We start from the raw sequence: 19,580 nt of genomic DNA, 5'->3' as shown, positions 1-19,580 counted from the left end.
GACACGCCTCTCAGGCGATGGTGAAAAGCAGAACGGCGGTCCAGAGCATCGCCGTCAACGCCAGAAGGCGCCAGAAGCGCACGGAATGCCAGACCTCGGAAAGCATGGCTGCGAACATGCTGCCACCCCGTAGCGGCTGGCCCCTGAATGGCAGGCCGGAGCGGCCTGGGTCCCGTTCCAGCAGCGCGGCGACGGTCGCGTTTTCGCGATGTTCGGTTTCCGCCAGATTGTCCCGCCAGCGCCTGACCATGGCCGCGAACTGGCGGTCGCGTTTGACGCGCTTGGCTAGCTCCGCCATGCTTTCCGGCGGCAGGGCACCCAGCACATATTCGCCCGCAAGGACTTCATCCCGCAAACCGCTTTGCTTGTCTCTATCGGGTGCCGTCATGTGGTCTCTCGCTCCTCGGTCGTTCAGGTCAGCATCGCTCCCGCGGCGCGCGACATCCCATATCGCCCTGAATTAACCCCTCCCCTTTCCATGGAAGGCTGGTCCCATTGGGCCTTTATGTCAATCTCATTACGGGGCCGGGACAGCCAAAAAAAAGAAATTTGACCGCTGCCGACACAATAAGGCCAGGAGGTTATTTCATCCGTCAAAGACTTGCTTTAGAGCGGTGACAGGCTTTCAACGGCCGCAACCACAGACCGAGGTTTTTAGATGACGTCTTCCGAAAGCGAAACTCAGGCGCGGCTGCTCGCACAGGCTCTGCCTTTCATGCAGAAATACGAGAACAAGACCATCGTGGTGAAATATGGCGGCCACGCCATGGGGGATTCCACGCTCGGCAAGGCTTTCGCGGAAGACATCGCCCTGTTGAAGCAATCGGGCATCAACCCCATCGTCGTGCATGGCGGCGGCCCGCAGATCGGCGCGATGCTGACCAAGATGGGCATCGAATCGAAATTCGAGGGCGGCCTGCGCGTCACTGACGCCAAGACGGTCGAGATCGTCGAAATGGTTCTGGCCGGCTCGATCAACAAGGAAATCGTCGCCCTCATCAACCAGACGGGCGAATGGGCCATCGGCCTGTGCGGCAAGGACGGCAACATGGTCTTCGCCGAAAAGGCGAAAAAGACCGTCATCGATCCCGACAGCAATATCGAACGTGTGCTCGATCTCGGCTTTGTCGGCGAAGTCACGGAGGTCGACCGCACCCTGCTCGACCTGCTCGCCAAGTCGGAAATGATCCCGGTCATCGCCCCGGTCGCGCCTGGCCGCGATGGTGCCACCTACAATATCAATGCCGATACCTTCGCCGGCGCGATTGCGGGTGCGCTTCACGCCTCGCGTCTGCTGTTTCTCACCGACGTTCCCGGCGTTCTCGACAAGAACAAGGAACTCATCAAGGAACTCACCGTCTCGCAGGCGCGTGCGCTCATCAAGGACGGCACGATTTCCGGCGGTATGATCCCGAAGGTCGAGACTTGCATCGACGCCATCAAGGCCGGTGTTCAGGGCGTGGTGATCCTCAACGGCAAGACGCCGCATTCCGTCCTTCTGGAAATCTTCACGGAAGGCGCCGGCACGCTCATCGTGCCCTGACAGGCTTCAGGTGGCGGACGGCAAGCCTGTCCGCCACAACTGGCATTCAGCCGAATGCCAAAAGTGACAGCACGCCCACGACAATCAGCAGGCAGCCGGACAGTTCGAGCCTGTTGATCTTCTCCTTGAAGAAAAGCACGGTCGAGGCGAAGGCGAAGAGCATCTCCACCTGCGCCAATGCCTTCACCACGGCGGCCTGCTGCAGGGTCATCGCCGTGAACCAGCCGAACGAGGCCGTAGCGCCCACGAAACCGACCGCAAGCGACGGTTTCCACACCTTCGCGATGCGCCGCAGCTCCTCACGCTCGCGCCAGACGATCCACAGGAACATCGAAACCGTCTGCATGACGATGACGACAACGAGGGTAAAGCCTGCCTGCATCATCGCGTCCGGAGCGGGAAGGCTCGGCGCAAGCGCAAGCGATGCCGATCGATAGGCAACCGATGACAGGCCGAAGAAAGCCCCCGAGGCAAGGCCGATACCCGCTGTCCGGCTGAAGATCGACGTGAAGAAGGAAGCGGGCGTGACTTCCGTGCGCGCCACCGAAATAAGCATGACGCCGGCGACCGAGATGGCGATGGCCGCCAATGTGCCGCCATTGACGCTTTCCCCGATGAAAATAAGCGCAAACAGCGCCGCCTGCGCCGGCTCGGTGCGGGAATAGGCCGTTCCAACCGCGAAGTTGCGAAACGAGAACAGGTGCACCAGCAGGAAGGTGGCGGCAATCTGCGCCATGGCGCCGACCGTCGCCCACACGGCAAAGGACATGTTCGGCACCGGCAGAGGGCGGCCGAGCCCGAAATGCAGAAAAGCAAGGTAGACGAGAGCGAAAGGCATGCCGAAAACGAAGCGCACGAAGGTCGCGCCCGTGGTGCCCATCATGCCCTTGAGGTGCTTTTGCAGGGTCGAGCGCAGGTTCTGCAAGAACGCGCTTGCGAAAGTGATGCCTATCCAGAGTTCCATGGCCTTGGCGGTATCATGCACCGGAGGCCCCAGCCAAGCCCGATTTTCTGATCAATCGTCGTCTTTTCGATTTTCTTTGGCCTTCGAAACGGGCATAAAGCAGCCCATGGACACAAAGCCGAAAAACCTGCCCGAAGCCGCCGATTTCGACCATGTGAGCGAATGGGTCTTCGATCTCGACAACACGCTCTATCCGCATCACATCAATCTGTTTTCGCAGATCGACCGTAACATGACGGCCTATGTGGCGGAGCTTCTGAAGCTCGATCCCGACGAGGCCCGGGCACTGCAGAAGCGCTATTATCACGACCACGGCACGACGCTTCAGGGCCTGATGATCCATTACGGCATCAGCCCGGACGAGTTTCTGGAACGCGCCCATGCCATCGATTATTCGGCGCTGAAGCCGCATCCGGAACTCGGCGAGGCGATCAAGGCTTTGCCGGGCCGCAAATTCATCCTTACCAACGGCAGCGTCAAACATGCGCAGGCGGCGGCCGGTGCGCTCGGAATTCTCGATCATTTCGAGGATATTTTCGATATCGTCGCTGCGGGCTATCTGCCGAAACCGGCCAGCGCGACCTATGAGAAGTTCGCGGCGCTTGCGAAACTCGACACGCAAAAAGCCGCCATGTTCGAGGATTTGCCGCGCAATCTCGCGGCGCCCAAGGCGCTCGGCATGAAGACCGTTCTGCTCGTCCCCGCCAATCTCGAGGGCGTCATCATGGAACGCTGGGAAATCCCAGCGGCCACGGATGCGCATATCGACTACATCACCGACGACCTGACCGGCTTCCTGACGAAAACCATCGCAGGCTGAGCAGCGAACATTACCGAAGCTTCATGCACCTTACGGATGTTTAAGTGGTGAGGCGTGCGGGACGTCATTATCTTCTCTTCAGGGACACCAAAGAAAGGTAATGACGATGACCACACGAAAAATCGCCCTGTCTGCTCTTGGCGCAGCCCTTTTGATCGGCACGGCCGCGACGGCAAGCTTTGCCGCTCCGCCCGCTCCGGGCAAAGGCCATGGCGAGCGCATGCCGATCCGCCAGGAAGCGGCCTTCGTTCACCTGCTGAAGGTGGCCGACAGCAATAAGGACGGCAAGATTTCCAAGGAGGAATTCGCCGCACGTCAGGACGCGCTCTTCACCGAGATCGACAAGGACAAGGACGGCTCGATCACGCCGAAGGAAATGCGTGAGTATCGTCAGGCGAAGATGGAAGCTTTCCGCGCCGCCAATCCGCGCCCCGAGCGTGAAGACGCCAAAGCCGAAGACGGCAAGGGGCCCGAGGGCAAGCGCGCCGAAAGACATGCCGAGCGCGAACATGGCGGCCGTTTCGGCCATAAGGGCTGGGGCAAGCATGGCGGCAAGGGCGCAGGTTTCGCGCTGATCCGCTGGGCCGATACCGACGAGAACGGTCAGGTCAGCAAGGCGGAATTCACCGCCGCCGGCGAAAAGATGTTCGAACGGCTGGACAAGAACAAGGACGGCGTCATCTCCATCGACGACATGCCGGACCGCCCGTTCCTTTAACCCGCTAAAGAAAAAGCCCGCTCAAAAGCGGGCTTTTTCTTCAATGCAGGCTGACGGTCTGGAGATCGTCTTCGGCAGCCTTGAAAAACGTACTGGACCGGTTGTCCGTCAGGAGGATCGGCGTACCATCTGCACCGAACAGCGCCCAAAGGTCCAATTGCGGATCGAGATCGGGCGCTTCCGGGAAACAGCGGCTGACGTCTTCCGCGCGGATCTTGCGGATATATCCCACTTCTCCTTCGCCGATATGGGCGAGCTGGGATTGGGTGAGACGCGCATGCGCTTCTTTCAACAGCATATTTCAGCCTCCTTCTTCACGCCGAGCGATTCGTGTCGGATTCCGGCGTTCACGTTCTACTCTGAGACGGAAATATTAATTTTCTTCACCACGTTTGAAATTTCCGGCCGCACCAGATCGATGGAAAGAAGCCCGTTGCGCAGACGCGCTTCCCTGACCTGCATGCCATCGGCAAGCACGAAAACCCGCTGGAACTGGCGCGCCGCGATGCCGCGATAGAGAAAATCGCGTTTCTCCTGTTCCTGCTGGCGTCCGCGAATGACGAGCTGGTTATCGGCCGTCGTCACATCCAGATCGTCCTGCGAGAAACCGGCAACCGCGATGGTGATGCGCAGGCGTTCCGGCACATCGCCGCTGCCCGGCAGGCGCTCGATATTATAGGGAGGATAGCCGTCATGGGCCTTCGCCATGCGCTCCAGCGTTTTTTCCATGGCATCAAAACCCAGCAAAAGCGGGTGGGTGAATGGCGTCATGCGGCTCATGTCTCTTTTGTCCTTGCAACCAAGCGACGTTTCGCGGTCCCGCTTCCGGCAACCTCGCCGGTCAATCGCACCGGCCCCTGCAATATGGGAAGCACAACCGCAATACGCAAGACGCGGCGACGAGCAAAGGGAACACCGGGAATGAGGCTTGACAAGTGAGCACCCGCCGCTCGAAAAAAGCGCTCATCTCAACGGCGGGCAAGACATGGCAGAACGCAGAAAAATCATTATCGACACCGATCCGGGCCAGGACGATGCGGCGGCAATCATGCTCGCCTTCGCAAGCCCGGAGGAAATCGACATTCTCGGATTGTGCGCCGTCGCCGGCAACGTTCCGCTGAAGCTGACCAGCCGCAACATCCGCATCATCAGCGAATTGTGCGGCCGCACCGATATTCCCGTCTATGAGGGCGCCGAGAAGCCGCTGGTGCGCAAGCCCATCACCGCCGAGCACGTTCACGGCAGCACCGGCCTCGATGGCCCGGTTCTCGATGAGCCGACCATGGAAGCGCAAAAGCAGCACGCGGTCGATTTCATCATCGAAACGCTGATGCGGGAACCCGCCGGCACCGTAACGCTCTGCACGCTCGGCGCGCTGACCAATGTGGCGCTGGCGCTCCTGAAGGCGCCGGAAATCGCCGACCGCGTCAAGGAACTGGTGATGATGGGCGGCGGTTTCTTCGAGGGCGGCAACATCACCCCGGCGGCGGAATTCAACATCTATGTCGACCCGCAGGCCGCCGATATCGTCTTCCGCTCCGGCATGCCGATCGTCATGATGCCGCTCGACGTCACCCATCAGTTGCTGACAACCAAGGCTCGGGTCAGCCGCATTCGCGACATTGGCACGCGGCCGGCCATCGCCATGGCGGAAATGCTGGAATTCTTCGAGCGTTTCGACATCGAAAAATACGGCTCGGATGGCGGCCCGCTGCATGATCCGACTGTCATTGCCTATCTCGTCAAACCCGAACTGTTTCAGGGTCGCGAGTGCAATGTCGAAATCGAGGTCCACTCCGAACTCACCATGGGCATGACCGTGGTGGACTGGTGGAAGGTTACCGAACGGCCCGCCAATGCCCGCGTGATGCGCAATGTGGATGCCGACGGCTTCTTCGAATTGCTGACGGAACGTTTCGCCCGTCTGTAACGGAAGCGGACATGAAAAAGGGCCGCTGGCGATACCAGCGGCCCTTTTTATTTGAGACGGAAATGGCGCGTCAGAATTCCGTCCAGTCATCCTGCGCCAGCGCGTTTGCGCCGCTGGTTCTCGGACGGGCGCGGGGCGCGGCCGGGCGGCCCGACGCCTGGGTCGGAGCGGCGGGTGCGCGCATTGCCGCCGCCGTGGCGCGCAGTTGCTGGCTGGAATGGCCGCCGGAAACGGAGAAACCGGCAACGAGCGACTTCAGCGTTTCGGCCTCGCTGTTCAGCGTCACACTCGCAGCGGTAGTTTCTTCCACCATCGCCGCATTCTGCTGGGTCACCTGATCCATCTGGGTGACGGCGGAGTTGATCTCCTTGAGGCCGACTGCCTGCTCGCTGGCGGAAGCGGAAATCTGCCGTATCAACTGGTTGATCTGCAGAACCTGATCGGCGATCTTTTTCATCGTCTCACCGGCCTTGCCGACCAGCTGGACGCCCTCGCCCACCTGCATGGCCGAGGTGTTGATGAGACCCTTGATCTCCTTGGCGGCAGTGGCGGACCGCTGCGCCAGTTCGCGCACTTCCTGTGCGACGACGGCAAAGCCCTTGCCGGCATCACCGGCGCGGGCTGCCTCGACGCCCGCATTCAGCGCCAGGAGGTTGGTCTGGAAAGCGATCTCATCGATAACCCCGATGATGCGCGAGATTTCGGCCGAGGATTGCGCGATGCCTTCCATGGAGTTTACGGCCTGCTGCACGACCTCACCCGACTTGCCTGCGTCGTCGCAGGCATGGCTGACGGCTCCGGCCGCCTCTGCGGCGTTTTCCGCGCTGGAATTGACCTGCGCCGTCAGCTCATTGAGGGCGGCGGCGGTTTCTTCCAGGCTTGCGGCCTGCTGTTCCGTGCGGTGCGAAAGATCGCTGGCGGCGCGAGTGATCTCGCCCGTGCCGTTACCGATGCTGACGACGGTTGCATTGACGGTGGAAACGGTTTCCTCGAGGCTCGCAAGCGCCGAGTTGAAGTCCTCGCGCAGCTTCGCATATTCGCCGGGGAACTCGTCCTCGATGCGGTAGGTGAGATTGCCCTGCGAAAGCGCATTGAGGCCTGCACCCAGCACGCCGACAATGTGCTGCTGCATCCGGCTGTTTTCAGTACGCTCGGATTCCGAGCGCTGGCGCGCCGTTTCCGCTTGACCACGCTGGGCCTCGGCTTCGGCCTCCATCTCGCGGATGCCAGCAAGCTTCGCGCGGAAACCTTCAAGCGCAGTAGCCACGGCACCCGTCTCATCCCGGCGTTCCTGTCCGGAAACGGGCACATCGTAGCGACCGTCGCTCAGCGTCCTGACGTCGGACACCAGGGAGGCAAGCGGATTGCGGACGAAATGGCGCACGGCGAAATAAAGCGCGGTGATGACGGCGGCGAGAATGACGATCGCGCCGATGATCATCATGTAGGTCTGTTCCTGAACCGGTGCGTTCAGGGCCTGATGGGGAATATCCACCAGCACCACCCAGGTCGCGTTGAGACCCGGAACGGCGAAGGGATAAACGAGACGATTATAGGGCGCGTCCGTATCGAGGCCGAGATTTTCGATGAGGCCCTGCTTGCCGGACGTAATCGCCGCCTGAACGGTGCTCGCGCCGTCTCCGTCATAGGCTTTCATATTCTGCGCGGGTGTCGGCGGCACCAGCCACTGGCCACCCTGCGAAACGAGCGTTACGCGGCCGGTCTCAAAAGGGTGCAGCGCCTGCAGCTTCTGCGACAGCGAGGCCAGCGAAATATCGACACCCGCCACGCCGATCATCTTGCCGTCCGACATGACCGGATAGGCAAGCGAGGTCATGGTTGTGGGTACTTCCGTGCCCTCTGCGAGATAGGGCTGGGTAATGGCGCCCTTACCGGATTTGGAAGCGAGCGCATACCATTCCGCCGCATAATCATTCTTGAAGGTCGAGAACTGGATGTCGCCCTTCTGGGTCTTCGACCAATAGGGCGCAAACGCACCGTTTTCATTGGTGCCGAGATCGAGCCTGCCCGCAATCTCCTTGCTCTGCCCGTCAAAGAGACCGAGCTGCTCGCAGAACCAGCTTCCGAAAGCGAAGGCATTCTGCTCGACATTGGCCTTGAGGATGTTGACGATGCCGGGGCGATCCATCGATTTCGCCTGATGCGCACGGCCGATGACGCCGGCCATGGAGCGCGCGGCGCTGCCAAGTTCACCGACATCGGCGGCGATTACGTTGGCGATGGCGCGGGCTTCCGTATTGGCCTGATCCATGGTCAGCGCGTGCACGCGCTCACTGGTCTGGGAGATGAGGAAAGAATTGGATGCAACGAGAACCGTGGTGATGGCACAGCCGGTTACGAGGATCAGCTTGGTCGCAAGCGACTTCACTTTGAGATTGAACATTTAGGCCCCAATGGAAATCGTCAACCCGAAGGAGCTGACGTCAACGGATGACAATCTCCGTCATGGAGGCCCGTCCGCATGGGACAGTGCGCTGCAGCGCGACGGGGCAAAATTAGAATATGATTGCTAATTAAGCCCTAATATTACTTCGCCGCGCCGTGCATCTTCAATGTTCGTAGTAGTCGGAAATGATTTTCCAGGCATCGTCCGCCGTTTCGGCAAAGTGCAGGAGATTCATATCCTCGGGAGCGATGGTGCCGAAATCCGCCAAAAACTCAAAATTGACGACGGATCGCCAAAACTTTTCTCCAAAAAGAATGAGAGGGATCGGGGCCATTCGCTTGGTCTGGATCAGCGTCAAAGCCTCGAAAAGCTCATCCAGCGTACCAAAACCGCCGGGGAAAACCACCACGGCCTTCGCCCGCATCAGGAAGTGCATTTTCCGGATCGCGAAATAGTGGAAATTGAAGCTCAGTTCCGGCGTTACATAAGGGTTGGGCGCTTGTTCGTGCGGCAGGACGATATTGAGGCCGATGGAGGGTCCTCCGGCATCCATGGCGCCTCGGTTACCCGCCTCCATGACGCCGGGACCGCCGCCGGTGACAACCACATATTCCAGGTGACCGGATTTCGCGCCGTAGTCGGTGCAAAGGCGAGCGAATTTGCGCGCTTCGTCGTAATAGACCGAGGATTGCTCCAGATTGCGCTTCTGCGTCTCATTGCGCGCCGCCCAGGCTTCGCCGCCGGGTTCGGGAATGCGGGCGCCGCCGAACATGACGACGGTGGATTTGATGCCGCGCTCGGTCAGCGCCATTTCCGTCTTCAGCAGTTCCAGTTGAAGCCTGACGGGGCGCAATTCCTCGCGGCAGAGGAAATCCATGTCCACATAGGCGAGGCGATAGGACGGGGAATCCGACTGCGGTGTTTTTTGAACGACCTCGGCCTGCTGCTTGTCCACGGCACTGCGCTTCAACGGGTCCCATACCCCGTCCTTGCGCCGCAACTTGCCGTTTTTCAGTCGTGTCATTTCCATGCCTTTCGTCTGACGCGCCAAATCACCCAAATCACATTGACGCCTTTCCAACACTCCCTTAGATCAAATGACCAAAGCCTTCCAGCGGCGCGGGACCATCCGTGACCACGAACACCACGCGACTTTAAGGAATTTTCCATGAGCCTTACGGATCTCACCTCCCTCGAAACCATCATCGAAACCGCCTTCGACAACCGCGATGGTGTGAACGTATCGACGAAGGGCGAGGTTCGCGACGCCGTGGACACATCTCTTCAACTTCTCGATAGCGGCAAGGCACGCGTGGCCGAAAAGCAGGCTGACGGAAGCTGGAAGGTGAACCAGTGGCTGAAAAAGGCCGTTCTTCTCTCCTTCCGCCTGAACGACATGGAGATCGTGACCGGCGGACCGGGCGAATCTACCTGGTGGGACAAGGTGCCGTCGAAGTTCGAAAACTGGGGTGAAAACCAGTTCCGCGCCGCCGGTTTCCGCGCCGTGCCGAACGCCGTCGTGCGCCGCTCCGCCTATGTCGCCAAGAACGTGGTGCTGATGCCTTCCTTCGTCAATCTCGGCGCCTATGTCGATGAAGGCACGATGGTCGACACCTGGGCAACCGTCGGCTCCTGCGCGCAGATCGGCAAGAATGTGCACCTCTCCGGCGGCGTCGGCATCGGCGGCGTTCTGGAGCCCTTGCAGGCGGGCCCGACGATCATCGAGGACAATTGCTTTATCGGCGCACGTTCGGAAGTCGTCGAAGGCTGCATCGTGCGTGAAGGCGCCGTTCTCGGCATGGGCGTCTTCATCGGCAAGTCCACCAAGATCGTCGACCGCGCCACCGGTGAGATCACCTATGGCGAAGTGCCGCCCTATTCCGTCGTCGTTGCGGGCACCATGCCGGGCAAGCCTTTCCCGAACGGCGAACCGGGCCCGAGCCTTTATTGTGCGGTCATCGTCAAGCGCGTCGATGAAAAGACCCGCTCCAAGACCGGCATCAATGAGCTTCTGCGCGACTGATATAAAGCGACTGCCATGACCACGACCGATCCCGTTGCCAATCTCGCCGCCCTCATCCGTTGCCCTTCGGTGACGCCTGCGGAAGGCGGCGCGCTTTCCCTGCTCGACACCCTGCTTTCACCGCTTGGTTTCCAGGTGGACAGGATGGTGGCGAGCGAGGCGGGAACGCCTGACGTGGAGAACCTTTACGCCCGGCTCGGCACCGAGGGTCCGCATCTGATGTTTGCGGGCCATACGGATGTCGTTCCGGTGGGCGATGAGGCCGCATGGAGCCATCCGCCCTTTGCGGCCGAAATCGCCGGCGGCGAAATGTTCGGTCGTGGTGCAGTGGACATGAAGGGCGGCATCGCCTGTTTCGTTGCCGCCATCGCCCGCCATATTGAAAAACACGGCAAACCGCAGGGCTCCGTTTCCTTCCTGATTACAGGCGATGAGGAAGGCCCGTCGATCAACGGCACCTCCAAGCTGCTGGAATGGGCGGCCGCCAAGGGCGAGACATGGGATGCCTGCGTGGTGGGCGAGCCGACCAATCCCGACCAGCTTGGCGACATGATCAAGATCGGCCGCCGGGGATCGCTTTCCGGCCGCATCACGGTTCATGGCGTGCAGGGCCATGCGGCCTATCCGCATCTCGCCGACAACCCCATTCGCGGTCTGCTGCAACTGACCCATGCGCTGATGCATCCACCCTTCGATCATGGCACCGACAATTTCCAGCCCTCCAATCTGGAAGTAACCACAGTCGATACCGGCAATGCCGCCGCCAATGTAATCCCGGCGCGGGCGACGGCCTCCTTCAACATCCGTTTCAACGATACGTGGACTGCAGAGAGCCTGCGCGCGGAAATCATCCGCCGCCTCGATACCGCCGCGGCGGAAGGCGAGCTTCGCCCCCACCGTGCACCGGTGAAATACGATATCGTCTGGGCTGACCGCCCGGCCCATGTCTTTCTTACCCGGAACAATGCCCTCATCTCGTCGCTTTCCGGCGCGGTGGAAGCCGTGACGGGCAAGGAACCGAAGCTTTCGACCACCGGCGGCACCTCGGATGCGCGCTTCATCAAGGATTATTGCCCGGTGGTGGAATTCGGCCTCGTCGGGCAGACCATGCATATGGTCGATGAGCGTGTGGCGGTTGCCGATCTCGAGACGCTGACGCGCATTTACGAGACCTTTATCGAACGCTGGTTCGCCCATGCCGACGGCAAGTGAAATAAGGCTCTATCTGACGGGCTTGTGGCTTCTGCTGCTGGGTGACCATAATGGTGCGCGTTATCTGGACCTTTCAGAGCGCGGCATGTGGCGGTCCTTCTATTCCGCCCTCTGGTGCCTGCCGGCCATGCTGGTTTCCTGGCTGTGGCTGCGCGCCGCCTTTCTCGCCAGCTATCCGCCCGGCACCGGAACGGGCTTCATCTTTTTCTTCCGTCTGGCGATGGTCGAGGCCATCTGCTGGATCGTGCCGCTGCTGTTGATCGGCATGCTGCTGTTTGCCTTCGGCGCACGGGAAAAATTCGCGCCGCTCGTCACCACCATGAACTGGCTGTCGCTGCCATTTTCCTACGCCTATGCGGTTCTGATCCTGATCGCATTCTTCCTGCCGCCCTTGCAGGGGCTGATCGCCATTCTCTGGCTGGCGCTGCTTCTGTCGCTGGTCTTCGCTTTCTCGCGGATCGTGCGGTTCTTCATCCGCGACCAGTCGCTGCTCGTCTCGGCCATCGTCATGACGCTGCTGGTGCCCGGCATGCTTCTGTCGGAAGCGCTGCAGCGCTTTCTCGGCGTTTATCCGGCCTGAGAACCGGCGTGGGTTTTAGCGGTCAATCCGCGTCCTCAACCATATCGGCTTCAGGGTACCTGCGACGCGGCGGAATGACGTCGGGATAATCGACCTGCATGAAATAGAGACCGTCCGGCGGCGCGACCGGGCCGCAGGCCTTGCGATCGCGCGCCTCCAGTGCGGCGCGCACATCCTCGGGCGTCATCGTGCCTTCACCCGCCAGTTTCAGCGTGCCCGCAAAAGAGCGGATCTGGTTATGCAGGAAGCTCTGCGCGGTCGCACGTATCTCGATGAGATCGCCGGTGCGCGTCACATCCAGCCGGTCGAGCGTGCGCACCGGGCTGTTCGCCTGACAATGCACGGAGCGGAAGGTCGTGAAATCATGCCGGCCGACGAGCATCTGGGCGGCTTCATGCATGCGCTCATGGTCCATGTCCTTCGACACCCACCATGCTCGCTTGTGCTCCAGCGCCAGCCGGGCCTTGCGGCAGATGATGCGGTAAAGGTAGTGCCGACGAAGGGCGGAAAACCGGGCGTCGAAATCCTCGGTCACGGAAGCAGCATCGAGGACGGCCACGGCTTCACCCGCCATGGCGAGATGCGCATTGAGCGCGTTGCGAAGCTTGTAGGGCTCCCAGTCTCGGGAAAGATCCACGTGGACGACCTGCCCGACGGCATGCACACCGGAATCGGTGCGGCCGGCGCCGCGAATGGAGACGCTCTCTCCCGTCAACGAGCGAACCGCAGCCTCCAGCGCACCCTGAACCGAGGGGCCGTTATCCTGTCTCTGCCAGCCATAATAGGGCGTGCCGTCATATTCGACAGTCATGCGGAAACGTGGCATCAGCCGAGCCTCGTTGTGGTCGGAACCGGTGTGCCGCGCACGAAATCGGCCGCCGACATCGGCTTGCCGCCCGCCTTCTGCAGACGGGTGAGCCGCACGGCGCCGCTGCCGCAGGCAATGGTAAGGGCGTCATCCAGCGCCGCGCCCGCTTCTCCCATGCCGCTTGCCAGTTCGGAGGCCAGAACCTTCACGCGCTCCGCCTTGCCGCCGATGTCCATTTCCAGCCATGCGCCGGGAAACGGCGAAAGGCCGCGAATGTGGTTATGCACGTCCTGCGCCGGCCTCGAAAAATCGATGCGGGTCTCGCCCTTGTCGATCTTCGCGGCATAGAGCACGCCTTCTTCCGCCTGCGTGACAAGCGGCAGGTCACCGGTTTCCAGCTTGTCCATAGCCTGCCGCATCAGCCGCGCGCCGGCCAGCATCAGGCTGTTATGCAATTCTCCGGCGGTCATGTTCTCATCGATCGCGACCTTGGCGGTCAGTGCGACGGGGCCGGTATCGAGCCCCTTTTCCATTTTCATGACCATCATGCCGGTCTCGGCATCGCCGGCCATGATGGCCCGCTGGATGGGGGCAGCGCCACGCCAGCGCGGCAGCAGCGAGGCGTGGCCGTTATAACAGCCAAGGCGCGTGCCGCTGAGGATCGCTTCAGGCAGCAGCAACCCGTAAGCCACGACAACCGCAACATCGGCATTGAAATCCCGGAACTGCTGTCGGTCTTCCTCTGCCTTGAAGTTCACCGGCGTCAGCACAGGCAGGCCCAACAGTTCGGCGGCCTGATGCACCGGGGACTTCTGCAGATCCAGGCCACGACGGCCGCCGGGACGCGGCGGTTGGGTGTAGACGGCAACGATCTCGTGGCCGGCCTCCACCAGTGCACGCAGGGTGGGAACGGAAAAATCCGGCGTACCCATAAAAATGATGCGAAGAGCCATCGTCGCCCCCTGCCCCGTCATCCATTCCGGTCCGCAGAGTACGGATCAGATCTTTGCGCGGGCCGCTTTCGTGAATTTCTTGATGACCATGTCGCGCTTCAGCCGCGAAATATGGTCGATGAAGAGAACGCCGTTCAGGTGATCGATCTCGTGCTGCAGGCAGGTGGCGAGCAGGCCGTCCGCCTCGACCGTCTGCTGCTTGCCGTCACGGCCGACATATTGCACCGTGAGCGACGCGGGACGCTCCACCTCGGCGTAATAATCGGGGATGGAGAGGCAGCCCTCCTCATAGGTCGAGACATCGTCCGACACCTTGAGGATTTCCGGATTGATGAAGACGATCGGGGTCTTTTCCTCGCCTTCACGCGCAACGTCGATCACCAGCATGCGGCGCGCCACGCCGATCTGAATGGCGGCGAGGCCGATACCCGGCGCATCATACATGGTTTCCAGCATGTCGTCGGCAAGACGCAGCACCTCGGCATCCACCTTTTCGATGGGCTTCGATTGCTGGCGCAGCACGGGATCGGGCAAAATGATAAGCGGTTTGATGGTCATGGCTTCCCATAACGTATCTCTTGCGCGGAGGAAATAAAAAACACGAGGTTCAATCAGCCTCCGGCATCCGTCCCGCCCGACTCATTTCCGCCGCAGGAATGTTCTTGTTTTGATCTTCCGAATCACAAGAAACCTGCTAGATTTAATTATGAGCATAGATTTCTCCGTTCTCCTCGATCCCGCGTTACGGGCCGGCTCCGTCGACATCAGCTTCGGCGCGCTGCTCGCGGCTCTGGTTTTCGGTCTGGTCACGACCTGGCTGGTGACGGCGAACCGTGCGAAAAAAGCAGGAGCCGACGGCGAAATCTCCGACCTCCTGAAAACACAGTCCGAACTGCATGGCCGCATCGCCGCCATGGCGGAAACGCTCGGCACCCGCCAGACCGAGATGAGCCAGACGCTGAACCAGCGCCTCGACGGCATGTCGCAGCGCCTTGGCGAAACACTGACGGAGCAGACCCGGTCGACGCATGAGAATCTGAGCCGCCTGCAGGAGCGCCTCGCGGTCATCGATGCCGCGCAGGGCAATATTCAGGATCTGGCCAAGGACGTCGTCGGGTTGCAGGCCATCCTTTCCAACAAGCAGACGCGCGGCGCCTTTGGACAGGCCCGCATGGAGACGCTGATTGCCGATGCGCTTCCGGCCGGGGCCTTCCAGTTGCAGCCGACGCTTTCGAACGGTTATCGGCCGGACTGCACCATCAAGATGCCCAACAATGCCCCGCCGCTCGTCATCGACGCCAAGTTTCCGCTGGAGGCGTGGAACGCCATCAAGGCGGACGAGACGCCCGAAACCAAACGCGCCGCCGTGCAGCAGTTCCGCCGCGATATGGAGGTGCATATTCGCGATGTCGCCGAGAAGTATCTCATTCGCGGCGAAACCCAGGATACGGCCTTCATTTTCGTGCCGTCCGAATCGATCTTCGCCGATATCCACCAGCACTTCGAATATCTGGTGCAGCGCGCTCACCGCGCCCGCGTCGTCATCGTTTCGCCGTCACTTCTGATGCTGTCGGTACAGGTCATCCAGTCCGTGCTCAAGGATCAGCGCATGCGCGAGCAGGCGCATCTCATTCAGGGTGAAGTGGCATTGCTGATGGACGATGTGCGGCGGCTGGACGACCGGACGCGCAAGCTGCAGGCCCATTTTGGATTGGCGCAAAAGGATATCGACATGATGCTGATCTCCTCCGACAAGGTGCTGGCGCGCGGCCAGAAAATCGAAGGTCTCGATTTTTCACCGACGGAAAAAGAGACGTCGCATGGGGAAATAGAGCAGGCTCGACGCTTTGCCGAGAACAGGGCGGGAACGGCAAAGTTGCGGGTGGTTGACGACGAGTGATCCGCTCGGGCAAAGTCGCCGCCTTGCTTGAATTCTATACGGATACGCCCTCCATGATTACTGTTTTCGGCTCCATCAACATGGACCTCGTCGCCACCGCCAAACGCCTGCCCAAGCCGGGTGAAACCGTGACGGGCGAGACCTTCTCCACGGCCGCCGGCGGCAAGGGAGCCAACCAGGCGCTGGCCGCACGGCGTGCGGGCGCCACGGTCAAGATGGCAGGAGCTGCGGGCGATGACACCTTTGCCGCGCCGGTGCTGACATTGCTGCGCGACGCCGGCACCGATCTCTCACTCGTGAAGACCACGCCCGGCCCTACCGGTACGGCAGTGATCCTTATCGGCGAAGGCGGGGAAAACATGATCTCGGTCATTCCCGCCGCCAATGGTGAAGTCTCCGCAGCCGACGCCGCGAAAGCCCTGGCGGAAATGTCGGCGGGCGATATTTTGATGCTGCAGTTCGAGATACCCGCGCCCGCTATCGAAGCGGCGCTGACGGCTGCGAAGGCAAAGCGCGTCACCACCGTCATCAATACTGCGCCACTGACCGCCGATGGGCCGCGGCTTGCGGGCCTTGCCGATATCGTCATCGCCAACGAAACCGAGTTCGAATTGCTGATCGGAAAGAACGGCCTTTCCGGTTCTGAGCGGGAAACCGAACTGAAAGCCCTGCATGACAGGAGCGGCCAGACATTGATCGTGACGCTCGGTGCCGATGGCGTGATCGCCATGCGCAACGGCAAGGTTTTCCGAGCTTCCGGCCTCAAGATCGAACCGGTCGATACGGTCGGTGCGGGCGACACCTTCTGCGGTTATCTCGCCGCCAGCCTCGATCAGGGGATGGATTTCGAAAAGGCGCTGAAGCGCGCCGCCGTCGCAGGCTCGCTCGCCTGCACCCGCGCCGGCGCCCAGCCTTCCATTCCGCTTGCCGCGGAAGTGGATGCGGCACTCTAAGGGATCAGCCGCTCAACGACGAATGAAGGTGAGATAGGCCGAGCTGCGGCCTTCTCTTTTCGCCTTGTTCTCATAACGCGTGCCCGGCCAGTTGGCGTAGGGCGTGCGCCAGTCATCAGCACTCGTCGCCGTCCATTCGAAGCCGCCATGGCGGGCGCAATGCTGCAGCGTCCAGTTGACGTAAGTATCGATATCGGAAGCGAAGCAGAACTTTCCGCCGGATTTCAGCACGCGATGAAAGCGAGCAAGGTTGACGTCTGAAACGAAACGACGCTTCCAGTGCTTCTTCTTCGGCCACGGGTCAGGATAGAGAAGGTCGATATGATCGATCGATCCCTCGGGCAGCCAGTCCAGCAATTGCGTCGCATCATCGTCGTAAAGGCGGATATTCATCAGCTCGCGTTCGCGCACGGCGGCGAGCAGCTTGGCCATGGAATTGACGAAGGGCTCCACGCCGATGAAACCCGTCTCCGGGTTTTCAACCGCGCGGTGGGCGAGATGCTCGCCGCCGCCAAAGCCTATCTCCAGACGGATCGACCGCACATCCGCGGGAAAAAGAGCGGCGAGATTTTGCGGCGGGGCGCTTTCCAGATCGATTTTCAGCAAAGGCAACAGGTTCTCGATTGTGTCGACCTGCTGATTGCGCAGGGGCTTGCCCCTGCGTCTGCCAAAAAATGCTTCCGTCGCGCGCGAACGCCGTTCTTCCGTCATCTCATACTCTCAAGAACAAATAGACTTAAACCCGCACAGCGCCACATGAGGCACTGTGCGGGTTACAAAGTTGGTGACGGTATCTCTCAATCGCCGTCAAATAACAAGCGCGATATCTGGTTGACGCATTTTCCGGACGTAAAACCGCTACGCGATTTTACCGGAAATGCTTCAAGCGCTCAAAGCTTCCTTGAGCGGCTTCACCAGATCGAGCTTCTCCCATGAGAAGGAGCCGTCACGGCCGGCCTTGCGGCCGAAATGGCCGTAGGAAGACGTCTTGGCGTAGATCGGCTTGTTGAGATCGAGATGACGGCGGATGCCCGACGGCGACAGGTCCATGACCTTGCGGATCGCGGCCTCGACCTGATCTTCGCTGACCTTGCCGGTGCCATGCAGATCGACATAGATCGACAGCGGCTGGGCGATGCCGATTGCGTAGGAAATCTGGATCGTGCAGCGCTCGGCGAGACCGGCAGCCACGACGTTCTTGGCGAGATAACGGGCGGCATAGGCGGCGGAACGGTCGACCTTGGTCGTGTCCTTGCCGGAGAATGCACCGCCGCCATGGGGCGCGGCGCCGCCATAGGTGTCGACGATGATCTTGCGACCCGTCAGGCCGGCGTCACCATCGGGACCGCCGATGACGAACTTGCCGGTCGGGTTGATGTACCACTGGCAATCGTCAGCGATCTTCAGGTCGCCCAGAGCTTCGCGAATATAGGGTTCGACAACGGCGCGAACCTTCTTCGAATCCCAGCTTGCATCGAGGTGCTGCGTGGACAGAACGATGGATACGGCTTCGGCCGCCTTGCCGTCGACGTAACGAACCGTGACCTGGCTCTTGGCGTCGGGGCCGAGCTTGGCCGCCTCGCCTTCGCCGCTTTTACGGGCGGTGGCGAGCAGCTGCAGGATACGATGGGAATAATAGATCGGAGCCGGCATGAGGTCCGGCGTTTCCTTGCAGGCGTAACCGAACATGATGCCCTGGTCGCCGGCGCCCTCGTCGCCCTGCTTGTCGGAGGCGTTGTCCACGCCCTGCGCGATATCAGCGGACTGCGGATGCAGGAGAACGTCGATCTTGGCGGTCTTCCAGTGGAAACCATCCTGCTCGTAGCCGATGTCGCGGATCGCCTTGCGGGCGGCGGACTTGAACTTCGAGGGGTTGATGACTGGATGGCCAGCGGCGTCCTTGAGGACCTTGCCGTCCTTGTCCTTCTTCAGAAGCGTATCGGGAACCCGAACCTCACCGGCGATAACGACGCGGTTGGTCGTCGCAAGCGTTTCGCAGGCAATGCGCACGGTCCACGGGTCAACGCCCGTCTTGGACGCTTCACGATAGATGAGATCCACAATTTCATCGGAAATACGATCACAAACCTTGTCCGGATGACCCTCGGCCACGGACTCGCTGGTGAACAGATAATTGGCACGCATGCGGGATTCCCCTCAAAGAACGGTCTTGGAGTTTGTTAGTCATTTCGGCCGTGAAAAACAAGGACACAACCACATAAATATATCTTTATGTGAGAATTCCTTTCCAATCGGGCACAAAAAAACGGTCCTTGCGGACCGTTGAGTGCCCGGCATCCCGTGCCGGAAATTTTCTGCGTCGCGCGGGCTGCGCTTACTCGGCGTCACCTTCGGCGGCGAGCGCCTTGACGAGATCGACGAGACGGCGGCGAACCTTCGGGTCGGCGATCTTCACGAAGGCGCGGTTCAGCTGCAGACCTTCAGCCGAGGACAGAAAGTCGACCACATAGTTGGAGCTCGACGCCTCCGCCATGCCGGGTGTGCCGCCAGCCTGATCGCCGGGTGCATCTTCGAAAAAAAAGGAAACGGGCACATTAAGGATCGCGGAAATATTCTGGAGGCGGCTGGCGCCAACGCGGTTCGTGCCTTTTTCATACTTCTGGATTTGCTGAAAGGTAATTCCGAGACTTTCACCCAGCTTCTCCTGGCTCATTCCGAGCATGGTTCTGCGAAGGCGAATTCGGCTTCCGACATGAATGTCGATGGGGTTAGGCTTTTTCTTATTCTCGGTCATCATGCGGTCCTGAC

General features: G+C 60.6%; 21 protein-coding genes. 9 read left to right on the top strand and 12 right to left on the bottom strand.

Annotated features, from left to right (window positions below):
* Positions 1-10: 10 nt before the first annotated feature.
* Positions 11-388 (bottom strand): hypothetical protein, encoded by a 378-nt coding sequence (locus AGR7B_RS01665; protein WP_065654560.1) that lies wholly within the window; start codon positions 386-388, stop codon positions 11-13.
* A 270-nt stretch (positions 389-658) separates the two neighbouring features.
* Between AGR7B_RS01665 and argB the strand changes: the two genes are divergently transcribed.
* Entirely contained in the window at positions 659-1,543 is an 885-nt protein-coding gene (argB, locus tag AGR7B_RS01660; RefSeq protein WP_003503698.1) for an acetylglutamate kinase, read from the top strand.
* 46 nt (positions 1,544-1,589) lie between these two features.
* Here argB and AGR7B_RS01655 read toward each other — a convergent pair whose 3' ends face one another.
* Positions 1,590-2,507 carry an EamA family transporter gene (locus AGR7B_RS01655; RefSeq protein WP_080856947.1) on the bottom strand — a complete coding sequence of 306 codons (918 nt, stop codon included), beginning with the start codon at positions 2,505-2,507 and terminating at the stop codon, positions 1,590-1,592.
* 106 nt (positions 2,508-2,613) lie between these two features.
* On the opposite strand from AGR7B_RS01655, the gene AGR7B_RS01650 reads away from it, so the two are divergent.
* Entirely contained in the window at positions 2,614-3,327 is a 714-nt protein-coding gene (locus AGR7B_RS01650) for a pyrimidine 5'-nucleotidase (RefSeq protein ID WP_078051319.1), read from the top strand.
* 100 nt (positions 3,328-3,427) lie between these two features.
* Positions 3,428-4,045 carry an EF-hand domain-containing protein gene (locus tag AGR7B_RS01645; RefSeq protein WP_080855873.1) on the top strand — a complete coding sequence of 206 codons (618 nt, stop codon included), beginning with the start codon at positions 3,428-3,430 and terminating at the stop codon, positions 4,043-4,045.
* Between the two features lie 40 nt (positions 4,046-4,085).
* On the opposite strand, the gene AGR7B_RS01640 is transcribed toward AGR7B_RS01645, so the two are convergent.
* Positions 4,086-4,343 (bottom strand): BQ00720 family protein, encoded by a 258-nt coding sequence (locus tag AGR7B_RS01640; RefSeq protein ID WP_003520040.1) that lies wholly within the window; start codon positions 4,341-4,343, stop codon positions 4,086-4,088.
* 56 nt (positions 4,344-4,399) lie between these two features.
* Complete coding sequence (locus tag AGR7B_RS01635; RefSeq protein ID WP_080855872.1) at positions 4,400-4,825, bottom strand: Hsp20 family protein; 426 nt, start codon at positions 4,823-4,825, stop codon at positions 4,400-4,402.
* Between the two features lie 205 nt (positions 4,826-5,030).
* On the opposite strand from AGR7B_RS01635, the gene AGR7B_RS01630 reads away from it, so the two are divergent.
* Complete coding sequence (locus tag AGR7B_RS01630; RefSeq protein WP_080855871.1) at positions 5,031-5,975, top strand: nucleoside hydrolase; 945 nt, start codon at positions 5,031-5,033, stop codon at positions 5,973-5,975.
* Between the two features lie 70 nt (positions 5,976-6,045).
* Here the strand turns inward: AGR7B_RS01630 and AGR7B_RS01625 are convergent, their stop codons facing one another.
* Positions 6,046-8,379 carry a methyl-accepting chemotaxis protein gene (locus AGR7B_RS01625; protein ID WP_080855870.1) on the bottom strand — a complete coding sequence of 778 codons (2,334 nt, stop codon included), beginning with the start codon at positions 8,377-8,379 and terminating at the stop codon, positions 6,046-6,048.
* Positions 8,380-8,545: 166 nt separating this feature from the next.
* Positions 8,546-9,412 (bottom strand): LOG family protein, encoded by an 867-nt coding sequence (locus AGR7B_RS01620; RefSeq protein WP_423748603.1) that lies wholly within the window; start codon positions 9,410-9,412, stop codon positions 8,546-8,548.
* Positions 9,413-9,550: 138 nt separating this feature from the next.
* Here AGR7B_RS01620 and dapD point away from each other — a divergent pair, with 138 nt between their 5' ends.
* Genes dapD through AGR7B_RS01605 form a run of 3 tightly spaced genes read left to right on the top strand, consistent with a single transcriptional unit; the run spans position 9,551 to position 12,197 of the window.
* Complete coding sequence (gene dapD, locus AGR7B_RS01615; RefSeq protein ID WP_003520045.1) at positions 9,551-10,405, top strand: 2,3,4,5-tetrahydropyridine-2,6-dicarboxylate N-succinyltransferase; 855 nt, start codon at positions 9,551-9,553, stop codon at positions 10,403-10,405.
* Between the two features lie 15 nt (positions 10,406-10,420).
* Positions 10,421-11,617, top strand: a complete 1,197-nt coding sequence (gene dapE / locus AGR7B_RS01610) for a succinyl-diaminopimelate desuccinylase (RefSeq protein ID WP_080855869.1) — start codon at positions 10,421-10,423, stop codon at positions 11,615-11,617.
* On the top strand, positions 11,601-12,197 hold the full coding sequence (locus AGR7B_RS01605; protein ID WP_003520047.1) for a hypothetical protein: 597 nt from the start codon (positions 11,601-11,603) through the stop codon (positions 12,195-12,197). Before dapE ends, AGR7B_RS01605 begins: the two co-directional genes overlap by 17 nt.
* A gap of 22 nt (positions 12,198-12,219) precedes the next feature.
* Here the strand turns inward: AGR7B_RS01605 and truA are convergent, their stop codons facing one another.
* From truA to def, 3 genes are read right to left on the bottom strand one after another with little or no spacing between them, the layout of a single operon-like run.
* Positions 12,220-13,023 carry a tRNA pseudouridine(38-40) synthase TruA gene (gene truA, locus AGR7B_RS01600; protein WP_080855868.1) on the bottom strand — a complete coding sequence of 268 codons (804 nt, stop codon included), beginning with the start codon at positions 13,021-13,023 and terminating at the stop codon, positions 12,220-12,222.
* Complete coding sequence (fmt, locus tag AGR7B_RS01595) at positions 13,023-13,958, bottom strand: methionyl-tRNA formyltransferase (RefSeq protein WP_080855867.1); 936 nt, start codon at positions 13,956-13,958, stop codon at positions 13,023-13,025. The genes truA and fmt overlap by 1 nt, the downstream gene beginning before the upstream one ends.
* 45 nt (positions 13,959-14,003) lie before the next feature.
* A complete protein-coding gene (gene def, locus AGR7B_RS01590) occupies positions 14,004-14,516 on the bottom strand; it encodes a peptide deformylase (RefSeq protein WP_003503724.1) in 513 nt (170 codons plus the stop codon).
* A gap of 148 nt (positions 14,517-14,664) precedes the next feature.
* On the opposite strand from def, the gene AGR7B_RS01585 reads away from it, so the two are divergent.
* Both AGR7B_RS01585 and AGR7B_RS01580 read left to right on the top strand, forming a co-directional pair.
* Positions 14,665-15,858 carry a DNA recombination protein RmuC gene (locus AGR7B_RS01585; protein ID WP_003520050.1) on the top strand — a complete coding sequence of 398 codons (1,194 nt, stop codon included), beginning with the start codon at positions 14,665-14,667 and terminating at the stop codon, positions 15,856-15,858.
* 53 nt (positions 15,859-15,911) lie between these two features.
* The gene (locus AGR7B_RS01580; protein WP_080856946.1) at positions 15,912-16,811 is read left to right on the top strand and encodes a ribokinase; all 900 of its coding nucleotides are present in this window, start codon (positions 15,912-15,914) and stop codon (positions 16,809-16,811) included.
* Positions 16,812-16,823: 12 nt separating this feature from the next.
* Here AGR7B_RS01580 and trmB read toward each other — a convergent pair whose 3' ends face one another.
* From trmB to AGR7B_RS01565, 3 genes are all read right to left on the bottom strand, one after another.
* The gene (gene trmB, locus AGR7B_RS01575; protein WP_080855866.1) at positions 16,824-17,522 is read right to left on the bottom strand and encodes a tRNA (guanosine(46)-N7)-methyltransferase TrmB; all 699 of its coding nucleotides are present in this window, start codon (positions 17,520-17,522) and stop codon (positions 16,824-16,826) included.
* A 171-nt stretch (positions 17,523-17,693) separates the two neighbouring features.
* Positions 17,694-18,956, bottom strand: a complete 1,263-nt coding sequence (metK, locus tag AGR7B_RS01570; RefSeq protein WP_003520054.1) for a methionine adenosyltransferase — start codon at positions 18,954-18,956, stop codon at positions 17,694-17,696.
* A gap of 190 nt (positions 18,957-19,146) precedes the next feature.
* Positions 19,147-19,566 carry a helix-turn-helix domain-containing protein gene (locus AGR7B_RS01565; protein ID WP_003520055.1) on the bottom strand — a complete coding sequence of 140 codons (420 nt, stop codon included), beginning with the start codon at positions 19,564-19,566 and terminating at the stop codon, positions 19,147-19,149.
* Between the last annotated feature and the right edge of the window lie 14 nt (positions 19,567-19,580).

The sequence above is a fragment of the Agrobacterium deltaense RV3 genome (assembly GCF_900013505.1).
GTDB classification, from domain to species: domain Bacteria; phylum Pseudomonadota; class Alphaproteobacteria; order Rhizobiales; family Rhizobiaceae; genus Agrobacterium; species Agrobacterium leguminum.
The sequence above is the reverse complement of the archived record's forward strand: the minus strand, read 5'-3'. Positions and strand labels throughout refer to the sequence as shown.